At 70.8% G+C, this 19,016-nt stretch carries 18 protein-coding genes; 16 read left to right on the top strand and 2 right to left on the bottom strand.

The features are described 5' to 3' along the window. The first annotated feature begins 30 nt into the window (after window positions 1-30). The 13 genes from OIE53_RS06595 (at window position 31) to OIE53_RS06535 (ending at window position 12,230) form a co-directional block, all read left to right on the top strand. Window positions 31-237, top strand: a complete 207-nt coding sequence (locus OIE53_RS06595) for an MbtH family protein (RefSeq protein WP_327025677.1) — start codon at window positions 31-33, stop codon at window positions 235-237. Window positions 238-547: 310 nt separating this feature from the next. After that, window positions 548-1,564, top strand: a complete 1,017-nt coding sequence (locus OIE53_RS06590; protein WP_327025676.1) for an asparagine synthetase A — start codon at window positions 548-550, stop codon at window positions 1,562-1,564. Further along, window positions 1,561-2,856 carry a glutamate synthase-related protein gene (locus OIE53_RS06585; RefSeq protein ID WP_327025675.1) on the top strand — a complete coding sequence of 432 codons (1,296 nt, stop codon included), beginning with the start codon at window positions 1,561-1,563 and terminating at the stop codon, window positions 2,854-2,856. Before OIE53_RS06590 ends, OIE53_RS06585 begins: the two co-directional genes overlap by 4 nt. Further along, window positions 2,853-3,776 carry a 3-oxoacyl-[acyl-carrier-protein] synthase III C-terminal domain-containing protein gene (locus OIE53_RS06580; protein ID WP_327025674.1) on the top strand — a complete coding sequence of 308 codons (924 nt, stop codon included), beginning with the start codon at window positions 2,853-2,855 and terminating at the stop codon, window positions 3,774-3,776. Before OIE53_RS06585 ends, OIE53_RS06580 begins: the two co-directional genes overlap by 4 nt. A 34-nt stretch (window positions 3,777-3,810) precedes the next feature. Continuing rightward, on the top strand, window positions 3,811-5,193 hold the full coding sequence (locus OIE53_RS06575) for a hypothetical protein (RefSeq protein WP_327025673.1): 1,383 nt from the start codon (window positions 3,811-3,813) through the stop codon (window positions 5,191-5,193). Further along, window positions 5,186-6,454, top strand: a complete 1,269-nt coding sequence (locus OIE53_RS06570; RefSeq protein ID WP_327025672.1) for a type III PLP-dependent enzyme — start codon at window positions 5,186-5,188, stop codon at window positions 6,452-6,454. Before OIE53_RS06575 ends, OIE53_RS06570 begins: the two co-directional genes overlap by 8 nt. 86 nt (window positions 6,455-6,540) lie before the next feature. After that, on the top strand, window positions 6,541-6,807 hold the full coding sequence (locus tag OIE53_RS06565; protein WP_327025671.1) for an acyl carrier protein: 267 nt from the start codon (window positions 6,541-6,543) through the stop codon (window positions 6,805-6,807). A 2-nt stretch (window positions 6,808-6,809) separates the two neighbouring features. Beyond that, a complete protein-coding gene (locus OIE53_RS06560) occupies window positions 6,810-7,715 on the top strand; it encodes a hypothetical protein (protein ID WP_327025670.1) in 906 nt (301 codons plus the stop codon). Continuing rightward, complete coding sequence (locus OIE53_RS06555) at window positions 7,712-8,386, top strand: hypothetical protein (RefSeq protein WP_327025669.1); 675 nt, start codon at window positions 7,712-7,714, stop codon at window positions 8,384-8,386. Before OIE53_RS06560 ends, OIE53_RS06555 begins: the two co-directional genes overlap by 4 nt. Beyond that, window positions 8,383-9,537 (top strand): acyl-CoA dehydrogenase family protein, encoded by a 1,155-nt coding sequence (locus tag OIE53_RS06550; RefSeq protein ID WP_327025668.1) that lies wholly within the window; start codon window positions 8,383-8,385, stop codon window positions 9,535-9,537. The genes OIE53_RS06555 and OIE53_RS06550 overlap by 4 nt, the downstream gene beginning before the upstream one ends. Next, window positions 9,521-10,360 carry a 4'-phosphopantetheinyl transferase family protein gene (locus OIE53_RS06545; RefSeq protein WP_327025667.1) on the top strand — a complete coding sequence of 280 codons (840 nt, stop codon included), beginning with the start codon at window positions 9,521-9,523 and terminating at the stop codon, window positions 10,358-10,360. The genes OIE53_RS06550 and OIE53_RS06545 overlap by 17 nt, the downstream gene beginning before the upstream one ends. After that, a complete protein-coding gene (locus OIE53_RS06540) occupies window positions 10,357-10,830 on the top strand; it encodes a hypothetical protein (protein ID WP_327025666.1) in 474 nt (157 codons plus the stop codon). Before OIE53_RS06545 ends, OIE53_RS06540 begins: the two co-directional genes overlap by 4 nt. Further along, entirely contained in the window at window positions 10,827-12,230 is a 1,404-nt protein-coding gene (locus OIE53_RS06535; protein ID WP_327025665.1) for an MFS transporter, read from the top strand. Before OIE53_RS06540 ends, OIE53_RS06535 begins: the two co-directional genes overlap by 4 nt. Before the next feature lie 78 nt (window positions 12,231-12,308). On the opposite strand, the gene OIE53_RS06530 is transcribed toward OIE53_RS06535, so the two are convergent. Further along, window positions 12,309-12,692: a nuclear transport factor 2 family protein gene (locus OIE53_RS06530; RefSeq protein WP_327025664.1), complete on the bottom strand. Its 384-nt coding sequence runs from the start codon at window positions 12,690-12,692 to the stop codon at window positions 12,309-12,311. A gap of 358 nt (window positions 12,693-13,050) precedes the next feature. Here OIE53_RS06530 and OIE53_RS06525 point away from each other — a divergent pair, with 358 nt between their 5' ends. Then, entirely contained in the window at window positions 13,051-16,062 is a 3,012-nt protein-coding gene (locus tag OIE53_RS06525) for an AfsR/SARP family transcriptional regulator (RefSeq protein WP_327025663.1), read from the top strand. A gap of 209 nt (window positions 16,063-16,271) precedes the next feature. Further along, complete coding sequence (locus OIE53_RS06520; protein ID WP_327025662.1) at window positions 16,272-17,594, top strand: ATP-binding protein; 1,323 nt, start codon at window positions 16,272-16,274, stop codon at window positions 17,592-17,594. 126 nt (window positions 17,595-17,720) lie between these two features. On the opposite strand, the gene OIE53_RS06515 is transcribed toward OIE53_RS06520, so the two are convergent. Continuing rightward, entirely contained in the window at window positions 17,721-18,260 is a 540-nt protein-coding gene (locus OIE53_RS06515) for a hypothetical protein (RefSeq protein WP_327025661.1), read from the bottom strand. A gap of 528 nt (window positions 18,261-18,788) precedes the next feature. On the opposite strand from OIE53_RS06515, the gene OIE53_RS06510 reads away from it, so the two are divergent. Continuing rightward, window positions 18,789-19,016: a hypothetical protein gene (locus OIE53_RS06510; RefSeq protein ID WP_327025660.1), complete on the top strand. Its 228-nt coding sequence runs from the start codon at window positions 18,789-18,791 to the stop codon at window positions 19,014-19,016.

Below are 19,016 nucleotides of genomic sequence, written 5' to 3'. Positions count from 1 at the left end.
AAAATCCGGAACATCGAGAAGGGAAATGACATGGCGAATCCGTTCGACGACGAGAACGGCACGTTCCTGGTGCTGGTGAACGCCGAGGCGCAGCACAGTCTCTGGCCCGTCTTCGCCGCCGTGCCGGGGGGCTGGCAGACGGCCTTCGGGCCGGCCGGTCGGGCGGAGTGCCTGGCGTACGTGGAGAGTTCCTGGACCGACATCCGGCCGCGGAGCCTGGTGGAGCAGTACGCATAAGGCCACCCTCGACCCGGACCACTTCCTGCGGCCCCTGCTCACCTCGTGAGCAGGGGCCGTTGGTCGTGCCCACACCCCCGGTCACTGCCGCTTCGACTGCCCACCTTTCTGCCCGTCCAACTACCGTCCGCCACCACCGGGCGCTCCTATATTCGACGTGTGGGAAATAGACCGACCGAATACGTCGACCGCGCGCAGGTACGAATTCGCGGTGCGCGGTACGGGGTCGGATCCGCACATCTTCGACACGTCTGCTGTCGGCGCTGCCGGCCGTCGTAACAAGTACGACCAAAAGACCCCGGGAGGCGAGATGTACCAGACAGAGCAAACGGTGGCGGTGAGAAAAGCCGCTGCCTATCCCGGTCTTCTCGGCGAGCATCTGATCGCCGAGACGACCAGGGCCGCGATGGCGGTCCAGCAGGAGGCGTTGTACGCGGCGCGGGAGTTCCTGCGTGGTCAGGGCTTCACCGAGCTGCTGCCCCCGCTGATCGGGCCGGTCACCGACCCGGGCGCCCGGGGCGCCAAGGCCCTCGACGTCGACTTCTACGGCCACACGTACAAGATCATGACTAGCGCGATCCTCTACAAGCAGGCCTCGCTGCGCGGCTTCCCGAAGCTGTTCTACATCGCGCCGAACATCCGGGTGGAACCGCCGGAGACCGTGGACACCGGCCGGCACCTGGTGGAGTTCCACCAGATCGACGTGGAGATCGCCGGCGGAACCCGCGAGGACGCGATGGACACCGCCGCCGGGCTGCTGACCCACGTCGTCGCGCACGTGTTCGACACCGTGCCTGACGTGCTGCGGGAGCTGGGCCGTGACCCCCTCGACTTCGCCGAACTGTTGACCGGCAAGTTCGACAGCTGCACCCACACCGAGGCGGTGCAGCGGCTGCGCGACCAGGGTCACCCGCAGAGCCCGGACGCCGAGATCAACTGGGCGGGTGAGGAGATCCTGTCCCGGGAGGCCGACCGGCCCTTCTTCATCACCGACTACCCCAAGGGATCACGGGGCTTCTACGACAAGGAGAACCCCGGCGACCCGGGCGTGCTGCGCAACTTCGACCTGATCGCCCACGGCGGTTACGGGGAGCTGGTCAGCGGCAGCGAGCGGGAGGCGGACTACGCCACCCTCGTGACCCGGATGCGGGAGAGCGGCGAGAACCCGGCCAAGTACGACTGGTACCTGCGGCTGATGCGCGAGGGCCTACCGTCCAGCGCCGGCTTCGGCATGGGGTTGCAGCGGCTGGTCCGGTTCCTTACCGGCCTGGACGCCCTCTGGCAGGTCAGCGCCTACCCGAAGCTTCCCGGCGTGGTGTCCCCGTGAGTGGGGTCTGCGCGCCGGGCCTGCCCGAGGGGCTGATCCGGCAGCGGGCCCGCGAGGGCACGGCCGCGGTGTTCCCGCCGGTCGACACGTACGGCCGGCAGTTGCACGGCGCCGGTGACGAGGAACTGTCCGGCCCCTCCGGGTGCGCCGACGAGCTGGACCTGGCCCGCCTGGTGCCGCCGGTGTTCATGCCTCGGCGGCTGGAGAAGCTGATCGATCTGGGCCGGGAACCACTGCACGACGACGTGGACCTGGCCACCGTCATCGGCGGTTTCCGCTCGCCGTTGCCGGTGTACGTCTCCGCGTTCGGCTCGACCCGGGTCGCCTCGGGTGACGCGGGGATCGCCGCCAGCCGGCAGGCCGGCCGGCTCGGCATCCCGATGGTGATCGGCGAGAACATGGTGCCGGTCGGCGGATACCGGCGGGCCGAGGCCGCACAGTCGCCGATCCTGGCCCGGCTGCGCGCCTACGCGCAGGAGTGCCCGCCCGGGGTCGGTGGTGTGGTGGTGCAGCAGAGCACCGAGGACGCCGACTCCGAGGTGTGGAACCTGGTCTACAGCGACACCTCGGTGCGGGAACTGCGGGACTCGGGTCGGTTGGGCTTCGAGCTCAAGACCGGCCAGGGCGCCAAGCCGGGACTGGGCGGGATGACTGCGGTGGACGCCGAGGAAGCCGCCCGGCTGGCCGGTCAGTTCGCCGTCCGGGAGGTCCTCGGCCCGGACCGGTGGCTGCGCTGCGCCACCCCCGGCACCTTCACCGAGGAGATCCTGCGCCAGCAGGTCCGGTTCATGCGCAACAACTTCCCACGGGCCCGGGTGTGGGTGAAGTTCCACCCCGGACGCGATGTGGCCTCGGCCGCGACCACGGCCTGGCAGGCCGGTAGCGACGCGGTGACCGTCGACGGCGCGCAGGGCGGCACGGGGTGGGCGCCCCGGGTGTTCCTCGATCAGGTCGGACTGCCGCTGGCCGAGTGCCTGCGCCGCATCGGCCGCCCCGAGGGATGTCTGCTGGCCACCGGCCGGATCTGGGAGGGCGGCCGGGCGGTCCGCGCGCTGGCGATGGGCGCCACCGCCGTCGGTCTGGGTCGGGCCGCGTTGCTCGCGGTCGACGAGGACCCCGAGGACGGCCTCACCCGCCTGGTCGAGGCGCTGGCGTTGGAGGCCCGACTGCTGGTCAGCGCGGTCGGCAAGTACCGCGCCGACGCGCTGACCGATGAGGATCTGTGGTGGCCGGGTGCCACCCCGACGACCGCGTCACCGGCGCGTACCGCCTCGATCGGCAGCCCGGCATGACCGCCTTGCTGGACGTCGGATGTCACCTGCCGGCGCTGAGCGTGGACATCGGTGACATCTGTGTGGACACCGACCCGAAGCAGATGTGGACCTACCGGCGGCTGTTCGGGCTGAAGAAGGTGCTCCGCGATCCCGGGCGGGACCTGCGACCGCTGCTGGTCGCGGCGGCCGAATCCCTCACGGAGTTGCGCGGAAACGAGCACCGGGTCCGTTACGTGGTGCTGGGCCGGACCATCGCTCCGGCGAACCGGGCCGGAGAGACCCTGCTGGAGGATGTCTGCGCCACGCTGGGCCTGCCCAACGCTGTCGCGTTCACCCTGACCCAGCGCGCCTGTGCCGCCGGTCTGCTCGCCGTGGACCTCGCCGGCCAGCTGCTGGCCGCGGACGGTGACCCGGAGGCCCTGGCCCTGGTGCTCACCGGCGAGAAGACCTTCATGCCGCTGCTCGAGACCATCCCGGAGAGCACCGTGATGGGGGAGGCCACCGCCGCCTGCCTGGTCACTGCGAACGGTGATCGGGACCGGCTGCTCGGCGTGGCCACCCGCACCCTGGGCCAGTTCGCCGAGTCGGTCCCGCCGCAGCCCCTGCACCCGGACTTCGTCAAGGACCACAACGAGGTGCTGGCCGAGGTGATCCGCCAGGCGTGCCAGGACGCCGGGGTCGCCATCGACGACCTGGCCCTGCTGCTGCCCCACAACGTCAACAAGTTGTCCTGGTCGTGGACCTGTCAGCTGCTGAACGTACCGCTGGACCGGGTCTACCTGGACAACATCGCGGCCACCGGGCACTGCTTCGGTGCCGATCCGTTCATCAACTACGTCCATGCCCGCGCGGCCGACCGGCTGCGCCCGGGCGATCTGTACCTGATGGCGGCCGTCGGGCTCGGGGCGACGTTCACCGCCGCCGTGCTGCGGCACTGACCCGTCGACCTCGTCGCAGAAAGGGAAACAGCCGATGTCACCTCCGGATCCGACGTTCCTAGAGGGTGTCAAGAGTGCCTGTACCGGAGCCACCGGCACGCCGTTCGTCCTGCTGGGCAACTTCGAGGTCGAGGACGAGTGGGCCCGCGACGAGGTGGGGCTGCCGGTCTTCGGCGGTCGGGCGTCCACGGCGATCGTCAACCGGATGGACGAGTTCACCGTACTGCTGGCCGGGCCCGGCGACCACGTCGTGTTGAAGTCCGCCCCCGACCCCGACTACCTGAACTACCTGGTGCAGTTGGGGATCGAGCTTCCCGGGATCCTGCTCACCGACGAGCACGACCCAGCGGCCACGGTCAGTGAGGACGCGCTGCGCTCGCCCCGGTTGCTGGCGGCGCTGCGGTCGTTGGCCGGGCAGGGGGCGTACCTGCTGCCGCACGGCATGTCGTTGCTGGAGCAGCAGCTGTGCGAGCTGACCGGGCTCGCCCCGGCGCTGCCGGCGGTGTCCGTGGTCAAGGCGGTCAACAGCAAGATCTACAGCCGCCGGGTCGCGACGGACCTCGGGCTGCCCCAGGCCGTGGGCTGGGAGTGCGAGACCGTGGACGAGTTCGTCGCCGCGGCCGGCGAGGCTGCTCGCGCCGTCGCCGCCGGGCGCCGGGTCGGGGTCAAGGACGCGTACGGAGTATCCGGCAAGGGCATCATGGTCGTCGATGACATCCGCCGGATGGACCAGCTCGTCCGGATGGTCACCCGTCGCGCCGAACGCACCGGCGACCAGCGGGTCGCCCTGGTCATCGAGGAGTGGGCGGACAAGGCCCTGGACCTGAACTACCACTTCACGGTCGCCCGCGACGGCTCGGTCCGGTTCGACTTCGTCAAGGAGGCGCTGACCGAGAACGGAGTCCACAAGGGACACCGTTTCCCCGCGCGACTCTCCACCGAGCACGCCGCGCAGCTCGTCATCGCCAGCGAACGGCTCGGCGCCCGGCTGGCCGCCGACGGCTTCCACGGGGTGGTGGGGGTCGACGCCATCACCACCACCGACGGCGGCCTGCTGCCGGTGTTGGAGATCAACGCCCGGAACAACATGTCGACGTACCAGACCGGGTTGCAGGAGCGTTTCATGGGCCCGGACAACGTCGCCCTGGCCCGCCAGTACGACCTTCGGCTGACCCGGCCGGTCACCTTCACGGACCTCCGCCACTGGCTCGGTGACCTGCTGTTCGACCGGGACCGGGGCACCGGCCTGGTGGTGAACAACTTCGCCACCGTCAACGCGGCCACCCCCGAACCCGGCGACACCCGTCCGTACGTGGGGCGCCTGTACGGGCTGCTGCTGGCCCGTACCCAACAGGAGATCACCGACCTCGACGACGCGGTCGTCGCGGCTGTTCACAAGGAGACCGTCCATGTCTGAGTCGACCACCCTGGGCGGTGTCCCCGTCACCGAGCTGGTGCAACGGTTCGGCACCCCCCTGTACGTCTACGACGGGGCGATCATCACCGAGCGGTACCGGCAACTGCGTGACCGGCTGCACCCGGCGGTGCGGATGTTCTACTCGTTGAAGGCCAACCCCAACATCAGCGTCTGCGCCCTGCTGCACTCCCTGGGTGCCAGCGCCGAGGTCTCCTCCCTGACCGAGCTGATCACCGCGGAGCGGGCCGGGGTTCCCGCCGAGGACATCATGTTCCTCGGTCCCGGCAAGAGCCGCACCGAGCTCACCGCCTGTCTGAAGGGTGAGGTCACCCTGATCTGCGAGTCGCTCGGCGAACTGGCCCTCATCGACGAGCTGGCCGCGGAGCTGGGCACCACCGCCCGGGTGGTGTTGCGGGTCAACCCGAGCTTCGCGGTCAAGGGCAGCGGCCTGACCATGGGTGGCAAACCCCGTCAGTTCGGCATCGACGAAGCGGCCCTGCTGGCGGAGTCCGACCTCGCCGGCCGACACCCGTCGGTGCGGCTGTGCGGCTTCCAGGCCTACCTGGGCACCCGGTTCCTCTCCGAGCAGATGATCGTCGAGAACACCGGGCGGATCCTCGAGCTGGCCGAACGGCTCGGCAAGCACCTCGGGGTGGACCTGGAGATCGTCGACGTCGGTGGCGGGCTCGGCGTGGCGTACTTCGCCGGCGAGCGGGACCTCGACATCCCCGCGTTGACCGACCAGCTGAACCCGGTCTTCGCCGCCTTCCACGACCGCCACCCGCAGACCACCCTGGTGATGGAGCTGGGCCGGTACCTGGTCGGGCACAGCGGCACCTACGCCGTCGAGGTGCGCTACGTCAAGGAGTCGATGGGTGAGCGGTTCGCGGTCGCCGACGGCGGCACGAACCACCACATGGCCGCGGTCGGCATCGGCTCCTTCGTCAAGCGCAACTTCCCGATGCGGCTGCTCAACCGGGACAGCACCGCCGAGCCGGTGAAGTGGAACGTCACCGGTCCGCTCTGCACCCCGAACGACACCATCGGCAAGGCCGTCGAATTGCCCGGCGACCTGCGCCCCGGCGACGTGATCGGGGTCGAGCGCTCCGGCGCGTACGGCCCGACCGCCTCGCCGGTGCACTTCCTCAGCCACGGCTACCCGGCCGAGGTGCTGATCCACCAGGGCGAGCCCCGGTTGGTCCGCACCCGGGACGACGTGGAGAGCATGCTCGCCGCGCAGATCCTGCACGACTTCCGCTGACCCCGGCTCGACTCCGCACCACCTGCGTCGCTTCCGTACCAACCGCGTCACCTCCCCCAATCTCACGCCCGAAAGGCAGGCCCGCAATGAACGCCACGACCGTCGAGACCGGCAACGAGCAGATCGTCACCGTCATCGTCACCGCGCTCGAGGAGGTGCTGCGCCAGGACCTCACCGACATCACCGTCGAGACCCGACTCTTCGACGATCTGAACCTGGACTCCACCAGCGTCCTCGCCCTGCTGATGACCCTGGAGGACGCCCTGGACACGCAGGTCGACCCGGAGAGCCTGGAACAGGCCCACCTGGAGTCGGTGGGATCCCTGGCCGCCTTCCTCGCCGAGAGCCGCTGACCATGTCGGCCCTGCGGCAACCCGGTGAACGGGCCGGGCCGGCGCTGGAACGCATCGTCACCCGCACCTTCACCCACCCGGTGACCCCGGGCGACCCGGCCGACCGGATCAACCTGCGGGAACGCATGGAGGCGCTCTACGGCGACTTCACCGACCTGTCCTGGCTGACCGACGGTCCGATGGTCAGCTACCACGACATGGTCCGTACGGTCGTCCAGGAGCTCGGCCCGCAACTCGTCGGCGTCGACCTGGCGATCACGGTGGACGCCAGTCCCGACTGCCGGCACCAGAGTTTTCCCGGGCCGGTCCTGTCACACCTCCTGCCCGGCGACCCGATCATGCTCGGAGTATCGGAGCAGGGGGTGGCGGGCCCGTACACCGCGCTGCGGATCGCCCACCAGTACCTGCGCTCCGGCGCGGCCACCCGAGCCCTGATCCTGATCATGGAACAGTCGACGTTGCCGCCCGACGACGCGGCGGTCCGGCCCGTCCGGGACGTCGCGGTGGCCCTGCTGCTCGGTCCGGAGGGCACCATCGGACTCGACATGCCGACGGTGACGGTCACCCGCACCGGGGCGGCTGGGGCGCTGACGAGCGAGGTCGACCTGGTGGTCGCCGGTGCCGCTCTGGCCGACCTGCCAGCCCGGATACCCGTGCGGCGGGCCGAGCCGGGACACCCCTGCGCCGGGGTGTGGCTGGCCCTCGCCGAACTGCTCGACAGCCGTCCGGACGGCGGCCGGGTGCTGATCGCCGACCGCGATCCGGTGCTGCCGTACCGGTGCGCCGTCACCGTCACCCTGCCGGCGTCGCGCCCCGAACCACCACGGCACCCGGCCGGCGACATCGCGTCACCCGCCATGCCGCACCTGGCCATCCGTCCGCAGAAGGTGAGGGAGCTGGTCCGATGACCGTCACCGTCAGCACGCCGGCCGCCGCCACCGACCTGGCGCGGTACCACCGCCTCGCGTACACCGCAGGGGTGGTCACGGCGCTGGGCGCGCTCCAGGCGGAAACCAGCCCCGGGATCGTGCCGGTCGGGCCGGGCGGACACACCTTGCTGCCGGCCGCGGTCTACGCCGCCAGCGACCGGTACGCCACACCGCAGGGTCCACGACCCCAGCCGTACGGCCAGACGGTGCTGGACCGCGTCGTCACCGGCGACGGAGAGCTGATCGCCTGGCGGGTACCGGGCGGCGGCCCCGACCCGGACACCGCGACGGCCTGGACCGCCGGTGTCGCCTGGATCCGGCTCGGCCTGACCACCCGGCTGCTCGAACAGGCCGCCGAACACCTGCGTGGCCGGACCGTCGGCGGTGTCCTCACCCTGCACCTGCAGATGGTGCGGGGAATCCTCGCCGAGGCCGCCGCCGGGATCGCCGAGGCACGGGCGCTGCTGAACACCGACGGGTACGGGACAGATCTGCACCGGGTGCACCGCGCCCTCGACGAGAGCGGCCGCAACTGCCTGCACCTGTTCGGTGCCGCCGGTTTTCTGACCGACGGGCCCGGCGGTGACCTGCACGTGTCGGAGCTGCTCGCCGAGACCTACCCGCCCCCGACCGACATGGAGGCGTCATGAACACCGACTTCCTCGCCGATCTGCGGGCACATGCCCGCGCGTACGCGGACCTGCTGCGCCCCACCGCGCTGGACCGCGACCGCAACCCGGACCTCGCGGTCTCGTCGCCCGGCTGCGGACTGCCGTGGCGCCCCTTCGCGGGCCTGCCCGCCGAGTACAACCCGGAGCCGCTGCGGGTCGGCGGCCGGCCCGTCCTGCTGCACAGCTGCGTCGAGCGGGTCGTCGTGCTGGAGGAGTTGGCCCGGGCCGACGCCGGTGCGGTGCTCGCCCTGCCCGGCCCGTCGATGTCCTCGTCCGTCATCGGGGACCTCGCCGACGACGACCAGCGGCAACGGTTCTGGGAGCGGGTCACCGCCGAGCCCACCTGGGCCTTCTTCGCCATGACCGAGCCGACGCACGGCTCCGATCCGGGCGGCATGCGCACCACCGTTCGCCGCGACGGTGACGGCTTCCTGCTCAACGGAACGAAACGGTACATCGGCAACGGCGCACGGTCCCGCATCGGCGTCGTCTTCGCCCGCCGCGGCGCCGGTCCGCTGGGCATGGTGGCGGTCCTCGTCGACACCGACCTGCCCGGGTTCACCGCCGCACCCCTGTCCACCCGGGGCGTACGCGCGTTGCAGCTGAGCGAGTTGCGGATGGCCGATGTACCGGTCACCGAGGACGACATTCTCGGCCGGCACCGCTCCGCCACCCGGCAGGGCATGTGGGCGGCCACCCGCACCTTCAACCGTTACCGGCCGGTGGTGTCCTGCCTGGCGCTGGGGGTCGCCCAGGCCGCGTACGACCTGGTCGTCACGGAACGCCGCCAGTTCCGGGTCGACGAGCGGCACCTGCTCACCGACTGGGAGCAGCGTCTCACCGGCACCCGCGCCCTGGTGCTGGCCGCCGCCCGATCCGCCGACGCGAATCCGGGCGACGGCACCCTCGCCGCCGCGGCGAAGCTGCGTGCCACCCGCCTCGCCGAGGAGATCACCACCACGGCGGTCCGGCTGCTCGGGCCGGGGGCGCGTTGGGAGCACCCGATTCTGGACAAGCTCCTGCGCGACGCCCGCGCCTTCGAGTTCATGGAAGGCACCGGCAACGTTCAGCGGCTCACCCTCGCCGAGGGCTACCTGCAAGGACGGCTTTCCGATGTCCGCGCCGCGTGATCCGGTCTGGGTCGACGTCGGAGTGCCGCCGGGCACCGACGTCTGGCACATCGTGCTGGACGTCGCACGCGAGACCGTCGACCCGTTCACCGCGCTGCTCGACGCCGGCGAGCTGCGTCGCGCGCGCCGGCTGCGCGACGAGCAGGCGGCCCACCGCTTCGTGGCGGCGCACGGGGCGGTGCGGTCGGTACTGGGCAGCTATCTCGACGTCGCCGGCTACACGCTGCACTGGGCCCGGGGCCCCAACGGCAAGCCGTACTTCGACGGCGAGTGGCGCCGGTGGCAGTGGAGCCTCAGCCGGTCCGGAGGCCACGCCCTGCTCGCCGTCCGCCTGCACGACCCGGTCGGGGTGGACATCGAACAGATCAGAGACGACGTCCAGGCCAACGCCCTCTCGGCCCGATTCATGCCGCCCGAGGAGGCCGCCGAGGTCGCCGGACAGCCCGACGACGCCGCCCGCAACGCCGCCTATCACCGGTTGCTGTCGCGCAAGGAGTCGTGCGTGAAAGCCAGCGGCGGACGGCTGTTGGACGGGCTGCGCCTCGGCGTCCTGGTGCCCGGGACCGTCGAGGGCACCGGCGCCTTCGCCGGGCAGCGCTGGTCGCTGCGGGACCTGCCCGCCCCGCCGGGTTTCGTAGCCACCCTGGCCACCATCGGTGACCGGCCCCCGCGGCTACGGATGTTCGAGTGGGACTGGCACACCTACCCGTACGGCGGCCACACCGAGGCACCGACCGGCCCAGCACCGGAGCGACCCGAGACGACCCGACCACCCGGAGACGAGGACTCGTCCCCGCCCCACGTTGCGAGGAGGGCCGCATGAGACACCATCCGGAGCCCACCGGCCGCCGCCCGGCCGGCCCCACCGGGCCGGGCCGGGGCCGCGGTGGTGGGCCGGACGACCGGTGCATCGCCCAACGGTCGGGCGGTGGCGGACCGTACCCGCCGGATGCGGTGCCACGGATGCGTTTCACCCCCTCGGCGATACCCGTCCTGAGCTGTGTGCCCGCCCGGCATGAAGCGGCGCTACGCGGTGCGGCGGAGGCCCTGGCCCGCCTGGGCCGCTCGGATCTGGGCGGCATTCTGCGGGTCAGCGCACCCGGTTCGGCCGACGCCGCCGCCGAGCGCCTAGCCGCCCGGCGGGCCGTCGAGAACGCCCTGCACGGCGGCTGCGGGAGCGTACGGCTCCCGCCACCTCGCCCTCCGTCCACACGGCACCGCAACCGCCCGGACACACCGAATCCGTCCGCTCCCCCACCCGCGACCCCCATTCAGAGTGAGGAACTCCGATGACGTCCACGCAGAAGTCCCAGGCCCCCGACGGGGTCCAGGCGGCGGTCCAGTGGCGGAAGGTCATCACCCTGACCGCCAGCCAGGGCCTGTCGCTGACCGCCGACTACGTCCTGCTCGTCGCCCTGGCCTGGACCGCGGTCCAACTCGGCGGCGTCGGCGCGATCACTACCCTGATGCTGGCCGGCACCGTCCCCCGCGCCCTGACCCTGATCTTCTCCGGCCCCATCGCCGACACGCTGGGAGCCCGGTTCGTCCTGTTGCGCACCACCTCCGCCCGCGCCGTGCTGCTCGCCGCCGGCGCGGTGGTCGTCTTCACCACGCCGTGGTTCTGGCCGCTGGTGGTGATCGCCGCCATCGAGGGGGTGCTGCTGGGCATCGGCAGCCCGGCCGCCAGCACCCTGATGCCCCGGCTGGCCCAGGGCGAGCAGTTGGCCCGGGCGAACTCACTGTCGTCCCTGGTCACCCGGCTCGCGCCGATCATCGGCACCCCGATCGGCGCCTGGCTGATCGCCACCGGTGAGCTGTGGGAGGCGATGGCGGTGGTGGCGGCCACCTGCGCGGTCTCGTTCGCCGCGATGTGGGTGGTCACCCGCGGTATGGCCGGTGGTGACCGGACTCCGGGCGAGAACATGCTCCGACGCTCCGGCGACGGCATCCGCCTGCTGCGCACGTACGGCCGCCTGCGCTGGCTGTTCATCTGCGCGTTCCTGCTCGACATGGCCTTCGGCTGGCCGATCGAGGTGGCTCTGCCGCTGATCGTCGACGGGCGGGGCTGGGGGGTGGGTTCGGTGGCCGTGGTCGTGGTCGCGTTCAGCTGCGGCGCGATCGTCGCCGGGTTGACCGGTGCCCTGCTCGCCCACCGCATCCCGCTGATGGTGCGCCTGGTCGTCACCGGCGTCGGCATCGGTCTCGGCATCCTGGCGATGGCGGCGATGAACTCGGTGTTCACCCTCGCCGCGGTCGGCACGCTGGTCGGTCTGATGGCCGGCCTGAACGGCCCGGCCATCGTCACCGTCTACCAGCAGGCGTCCCCTCGCGCCCGGCTGGGAACGGCGATGTCGATGCTGACGCTGGCCGGCATCGGCACCACTCCGGTGTCGATCGTCGTCTTCGGCGCGCTCTCCGCGGTGATCGGGGTGACCGCCACCTGGTTCGTGTGCGGTTTCGTCGCCCTGGCCGCACCGGTGGCGGCGCTGCAGGCGCTGCGCCAGCCGCCCCCCGGGCCGGAGAGCCTGGGCGGCACCGACACCCCGTCGCCGGCTCCCGAGGCCGAGCCGGCTCCGGCCCTGGCCGAGGCATCGCCGACGGCCGCAGCGCAGCCGGTGGCCACGGCGGTCGAGGCATCCGAGCCCGAGCCTGCCGCCGACCAACTCCTGGTCACCGCGAGCCGCAACGGCTGACCCGACCGGTGGGTGCACCGCACAGTGCAGCGGCCGGGACCCGAGGGTTGATGCCCCCGGGTCCCGGCCGCTGCTCTGTCAGGCCGGCGCGACATAGTAGAAGCGCCGATAGCCCAGCAGCATTCCCTCGTCGGTCAGGGTGAACACATCGACGAAGTCCTGACCGCTCTTACCCGGCAGATCGGTGTACCGGCCGGTGACGGCGACACCGTCGCCCTCCGCTATCACCTTGTAGATCTGGTGGTGGCTCGGCGGCCCGGCAACCCGGGCATGGGTACGCAGCACCTCGTCGCGCCCGTTGCCGTGCACCATGTCCGGCCGCAGGACCTGCACGTTCTCGTCCAGCAGGGAGCCAAACCCGTCGATGTCGCCGGTGTTCAGATAGTGGTACGACAGTCGAACGTGGTCGACCCCGGCCGCGGTGGCGGCACCGTACTTCAGTGGACCTCCATGGCTGGTCATCCGGTGGTCTCCTCTTGTCTGGCTAGCTGGCCCCCACCCGCGTGCGGCCGGCGAAGATAATCTCCACGAGACGGACAACTCCCGCCTATCACGGCGCTTTCTTCACCGACGCGCCTATCCGTGCCGAGATTTTCAGGACGGTTCCCCTGCGCCGAACAGCGGCGGCCCACGGTGGCGGGAGTTGCATCTTCCGGCAGTTCCGTAGGGCAACAGCCTGCACAGATGCAGGAATACAATGAAACGGGCAATTTCTATCGATAGCCATGGAATACTGTCCCATTCGTTTTCGCCTGCTGGACAATCCGTCCCCAATGGAGTCCACTGTTCCGACAAAGCACGCTGTCGGCCTGGGAGTACCATGCGCAACCTGACCCTCACCAGCCCGGCCGCCGAGGCTGGAATCGTCTTCCGAGTCCTCGGTCCCCTACAGGTGGACGGGCCGACCCGGGCAGTACGGATCCCCCCGGGGCGTCAGGAGATCATCCTCGCCTGCCTGCTCATGGAGGCAGGTCGGCTCGTCGACAGCGACCGGTTACTCGACCTCGTCTGGCCGGAGGAGGCCCCGGACACCGCCCGCACCCAGATCCAGATCTGCGTGTCCCGCCTGCGCAAGAGCTTCACCGAAGCCGGAGTCAACGCCTCCGTGGTCTCCCGCGCCCCCGGCTACCTGCTGCAGGCCGACGACGACGCGGTGGACCTTCAGGTCTTCAACCGGCAGGTGATGGCCTCCCGGGTGCTGGTCAAGGAGGGCAGACTGGCCGAGGCGGCCGAGACCCTGCGCGCCGCCGTGGCACTGTGGCGGGGCCCCTGTCTCAGCGGGGTGCCCAGCGACACCCTGCGCACCCGTGGCCTACGGCTGGACGAGGAGCGGCTGACGGCGATCGAGACCTACCTGGGGCTGGAACTGAGCCTCGGGCGCAGCCACGAACTGGTCGGCGAGATCAACCAACTGCTGCACGAACATCCGCTGCGCGAGCGGCTGCGCGGGCAGCTGATGCTGACCCTGCACCGCTGCGGCCGTCAGGCGGAGGCGCTGGAGGTCTACCGTTCCGGCCGGCAGTTGCTCAACGACGAGTTGGGGCTGGAGCCGGGCGAGGAGCTGCGCCAGCTGGAGACCGCCATCCTCACCCGAGACCCCGCCCTGCACCTGCCGGCAACACCGGCTCCGGTGACGGCCTCGCCGCGGGTCCCCGCCGTCCCCACCGCGCCGCTGTCTCCGTACGGCGAGGAGCACCCGCACCAGCTCCCCGCCGACACGGCGGATTTCGTCGTCAACGAGCCGGTCCTGCACACGATCGAGGCGGCGCTGGTCGGCGGCGACGGGAGGCGGGCACTGGGGCTCGTGGTCATCGCCGGTAAGCCCGGCATCGGCAAGAGCGCGCTGGCCACCCATGTGGCCCACCGCCTCGGTGCCCAGCGGTTCCCCGACGGCCAGCTCTACTGCGATTTGCGCGGGGTCGGCGCCGACACGGTCAGCGCGAAGGACGCCCTCGGCCGGTTCCTGCGGGCGCTCGGTATACCCGGCCCGGTCATTCCGGACAGCACGGACGAACGCGCCGAGATGTACCGGACCCTGCTGGCCGCACGTCGGATGCTCGTCGTTCTGGACGACGCCGCGAACGAGGCCCAGATCATGCCGCTGCTGCCCGGCAGCAACAGCTGCGCGGTCCTGGTCACCAGCCGGTCGCGGCTGACCGCCCTGCCCGGCGCCCAACTGGTCGAGCTGGACGTGCTCGACCAGGCCCAGGCCCTGCAACTGCTGAGCCGGGTGATCAGCGCCGATCGGGTGAACCAGGAACCGGAGGCCGCCATAGCGTTGGTCCGTACCGTCGGCGGTCTTCCGCTGGCCTTGCGGATCGTGGCCGCGCGGCTGGCCGCCCGGCCGCACTGGAATCTCGCCTCGATGGTGCACCGGCTGGCCAACGAGCGGCACCGGCTCGACGAACTGGCCCACGGCGAGATGACCATTCGAGCCAGCCTCTCCCTGACCCACGACGGCCTGCACCGCCCGGACCGGCGGCTGCTGCGGCTGTTCAGCCTGGCGGAGGGGCCGACCGTGCCGGGCTGGATCGCGGGCGCCCTGCTCGACGACGACCGCCCCTTCCCGTCCGACCTGCTGGAACCCCTGGTGGACGTGCAGATGCTGGACGCGGTGGCGATCGAGCGCACCGGGGAGTTCCGCTACCGGTTCCACGAGGTGATCCGCCTGTTCGCCCGCGAACAGCTCACCCTGCACGACGGGGAAGCCGTCCAACTGGCCGCGACCGAGCGGATGATCGGCGGCTGGCTGTCGATCGCCGAGCAGGCCCACGCCCGCATCTACGGCGGCGCCTACACCCTGCTGCACGGTGACGGCCTGCGCTGGCCTCCGCCGCCCGGGTATGTCGAGAACCTGCTGACCGAGCCGCTCGAATGGCTGGACAACGAGCAGCCCAACCTCTGCCTGGCCGTCGAGCAGGCCGCCCGGATGGGTCTGCACGAACTCTCCTGGAACCTGGCGACCACCCTGGTCACCCTCTTCGAGGCGCGCGGCTACTTCGACCAGTGGGAACGGACCCACCGGCGGGCCCTGGAGGCCGTCCGGGAGGCCGGCAACCGCCGGGGTACGGCGGCCGTGCTGGCCTCGCTGGGCACCATGCACCTGAGCCGACAGCAACCGGACCAGGCCCGGCAGTCCCTCGACGCCGCCCTGGAGATCTTCGACGAGCTCAACGATCTGCACGGCCTGGCCCTGTGCCGTCGGGATCTCGCCCTGCTGGACCGGCAGATCGGGGAGGATGACCGGGCGCTCGTGCGCTACGAGCAGGCGGCCCGGGACTTCGATCAGGTCGGGGACGTGATCGGTCGGGCCACGGTGTTGACCCAGAGCGCATACGTGTGGATGCGCCGAGGCCACACCGCGATGGCCCAGGAGCAGCTCGACGAGGCCCTGGCGGTGTTCCGTTCCGTCGGGTACGCCCACGGAGAGGCGCACGCCCTGCGCCGCGCAGGGCAGGTGCTGCTGTGCCGTGGCGAGCACGCCCAGGCCGAACAGGTGCTGTCGAAGGTGCTGGAGATGGTCCGTCGGGGCCGCGACATCATCGGCGAGGGCCACCTGCTGCGCAACCTCGGTGAGGTCCACGAGGCCAGCGGACGCCACGACCAGGCCCGGGAGGCCTACACCCAGGCCCTGACCGTACGCGAGAAGATCATCGACCTGGGGGGCGCCGCCGTGGTACGCCTCGACCTGGCTCGGCTGGCGTACCACAGTGGTCAGTTCGTCGAGGCCGGTGGGCTGCTGGAGCAGGCCACAGAGACCTTCCGGGCCCGAGGCATGCGCCCGGAACTGCGGGAGGCGGAGCGGCTGGCGCAGGAGCTCGCCACCGCCTGACCCGCGCCGCTATCACCGCTATCACCGCGCCGGGGCGACGGCGCTGCCCAGATCCGCACTGACGATTGGCGCCATGATGGTCGGCCGATAGTGAGATCGGGACGATGGGTCGTGACGGCGGTTGTCCCGGTGTCCCAGATCCGCCGGGCGGCGCTTCCTGGCGCGCCACCCCCGTCACCACGCAATCGTGATAGGGAGTGGGACAACAGATGAGCATCGACGTGCCGATCGCCGATAACGTGCCGCTGTTCGGGTCGCTGGTCCGCCGGCATCGCACCCGCATCGGGCTGACCCAGCGGGAACTGGCGGACCTGTCCACCGTCAGCGTCCGGGCGATCCGCGACCTCGAACAGGGCCGGGCCCGCCGACCACGGCAGGACACCGTACGGCTGATCGCCGACGGCCTGCGACTCGGAACACGGGCCCGCGCCGATCTGGAGTCCGCCGCCGGGGAAGGACGGACCAGTTGGGCGGTGAAGGCCGGCTACGAGGCCGACCCGCCGTCCCCACCCCTGGCCGTGGACGTACAACTGGGGCGGGAGGCCGAGACCTCCGTCATCGTCGACGAACTCGGCACCGGCGCCGAACGGCTGGTGACCATCGTCGGGATAGACGGGGTCGGCCGCACCCGGCTGGCCCTTGAGGTGGCCACCCGGTTGCACACCGCCGAGCGCACCCCGGTGCTCTGGTGCCCCCTCACCGGCCCGACCGGCGGTGACCGCCTCTCCACCCTGGTCCGCGCCACCGCCGATCAACTGCTCGGCACCGGGGGTGGTGCACCCCCGGTGAACGGGCCGGACGAGTTGGCCGCCTTCATGGAGATCGTCGCCGACCGGCCGCCGCTGCTGGTGCTGGACGGGGTGACCGAGGCCGCTCATGCCCACCGCATCGGGCAGTTGCTGCGCGACTGCCCGGGCCTACGGATCCTGGTCACCGCCGCATTCCCCCTGGGGGCACCCGGTGAACGACACTTCCTGCTCAACCCGCTGGCCGTACCCGCGGAAGGCGAACCGTTCACCGTGGACGTCCCCGCGGTCCGGATCTTCATGGAGCGGGCCCGCCGATTCCGTCCCGACGTCAACCCCGACATCCGGGAGGCCGCGCTGATCGCGGACATCTGCCGGCGACTGGACGGGGTACCCCAGGCCATCCACGCCGCCGCGTCCTGGCTCGTCGTCTACGACATCGCGACCCTGCACCAGTGCCTGCACGACGGTCCGGCCGGACTGCTGCACCACCTCGCCGGCCCCGACGGCGGCATCAACCTGCGCGACGCCCTGGACCGCCGGCTGGCCACCCTGCCCACCCCCGAACGCGAACTGCTCGACGCCCTCTGCGTACGGGGAGAGACCTTCGACCTGGCCGAGGTGATGACCCTGACCGGCCACAGCCTGCCCGACAGCGGCCGGGCCGTCCGCTCCCTGGTGCTGCGTGGCCTGGTACGCCCCACGTACACCGCCGGCCAGTCCCGGTTCCGGATCCTGCACCTGGTACGCGCGGCCCAGCTCTGCGCTCTGGACATCCGGGTCTGACAGTGCGGTGCGGCCGCGGCGGCACGCCCCTCCGGCGTGCCCCCGGCTCCCCGCACCGTGCCTCCGCTGGATGCCAGCCCTGACATACACGGCGCCGAATGCTCGGTGCCGATGATGAAAGGCACACTAGACAGTGTGAATGTACTGAACGAGGGCATTGGCAAACTCGCTGCCCTCGGGTGTCTCGACGTTTATCGCTGAGAAGACGATGCCCTGGGACCGATCGTCCCAGACCAGTTTCAAGATGCCGGTATTCCCGACGTTCAACTCCCCGCGCCAGTTGTCGTAGCTCACCACGACGACGCGCCCGCCGTCGGGAAACGCAATCCCGACTCTGCCACCCTGGACGATCAGGATTCCCGTTCTCGGAGAGGCGAACGGCATACCGTCTGAGGCACGAAATCCTCGCGAACTCACCATGGTCCTGCCTACCACCCTGACGAAGTCGGCCGTCGCCGGGTCGTAGCCGGCCGACGCGATCGGGGCACTCCACTCCGGAGCGGCCAGCCGGGCATCGAGCGGCATATCAAGATAATCTGGTAGCGACCCCTGCTGAGGCGCCCCCGCATGATCGGGATCACCATCCCCCCGGTCCTGCTGGTTGCGGTAGGCGACGACTCCCGCGACAAGCGCACCGATGACCACAACCACGCACACCCACTCCATGCGATCACCTTTTTCGAACCGTCAGCGCCAGATCGTCAGCAACCCCAGATACCCCTTGACCGGGGCAGCGGCAGCCGCCACAGATTGCCTGGCAACTGTTCTCCACGATCCAGGAACTCCAATTACGGGCCACCAACATGGCGTATCTGGAATCTCCATGTCAATGCGTCTCGGATGCGGAAGTCCGACATGGACCTACAGCCGATTCACCCAGGCTGTTCGGACGACCTCCGAAATGCTGACCAGCCTTGACCGCTCTGGACGGTGTCGCGGTGGACCTTCCGGGAGCCGACGGCACCGAAGAGCCGGAAGAGGGCAGGCAGAACGGCGCTACCCGCGATGGTGGCCCAGACGGTCCGTCAGGCCCTGGCCTCCGGCTGACGACCCGCCTTGGCCAGACCCGCCTTCAGAGTCGACCCTGATGGCCGCCGCGCCGGCGGAGACGTGCCCGCCCCGGAGTACGACGACGCAGTCGGCGGCCGCGTAATTGGGTGGTGTGCGGGGCCGTCGGCAAGCGAAGATGCCGCCATGTCCGGCGCCCCTGAAGGATTCACCTATCGCGTCCGCAAGAACGGGGACGTGGAGGTGCGGCATCATGGCCGCCCGGCCGTCGTGCTGCGCGGTGCCGCCGCGGCCCGGTTCCTGACCGATGTAGACGTCGATGATCCTCAGGAGTTGATGGCCCGCGTCACCGGCCAGTACAAGCACGGCAACGAGCGAACGGCGAAGCAGCATCCCCGCACCCGACAGCGGTAG

It is taken from the genome of Micromonospora sp. NBC_01739 (genome assembly GCF_035920385.1).
In the GTDB taxonomy this organism is placed as follows: Bacteria; Actinomycetota; Actinomycetes; order Mycobacteriales; family Micromonosporaceae; genus Micromonospora.
Note: the sequence above shows the minus strand (reverse complement) of the source record. Positions and strands in the feature narration are given on the sequence as shown.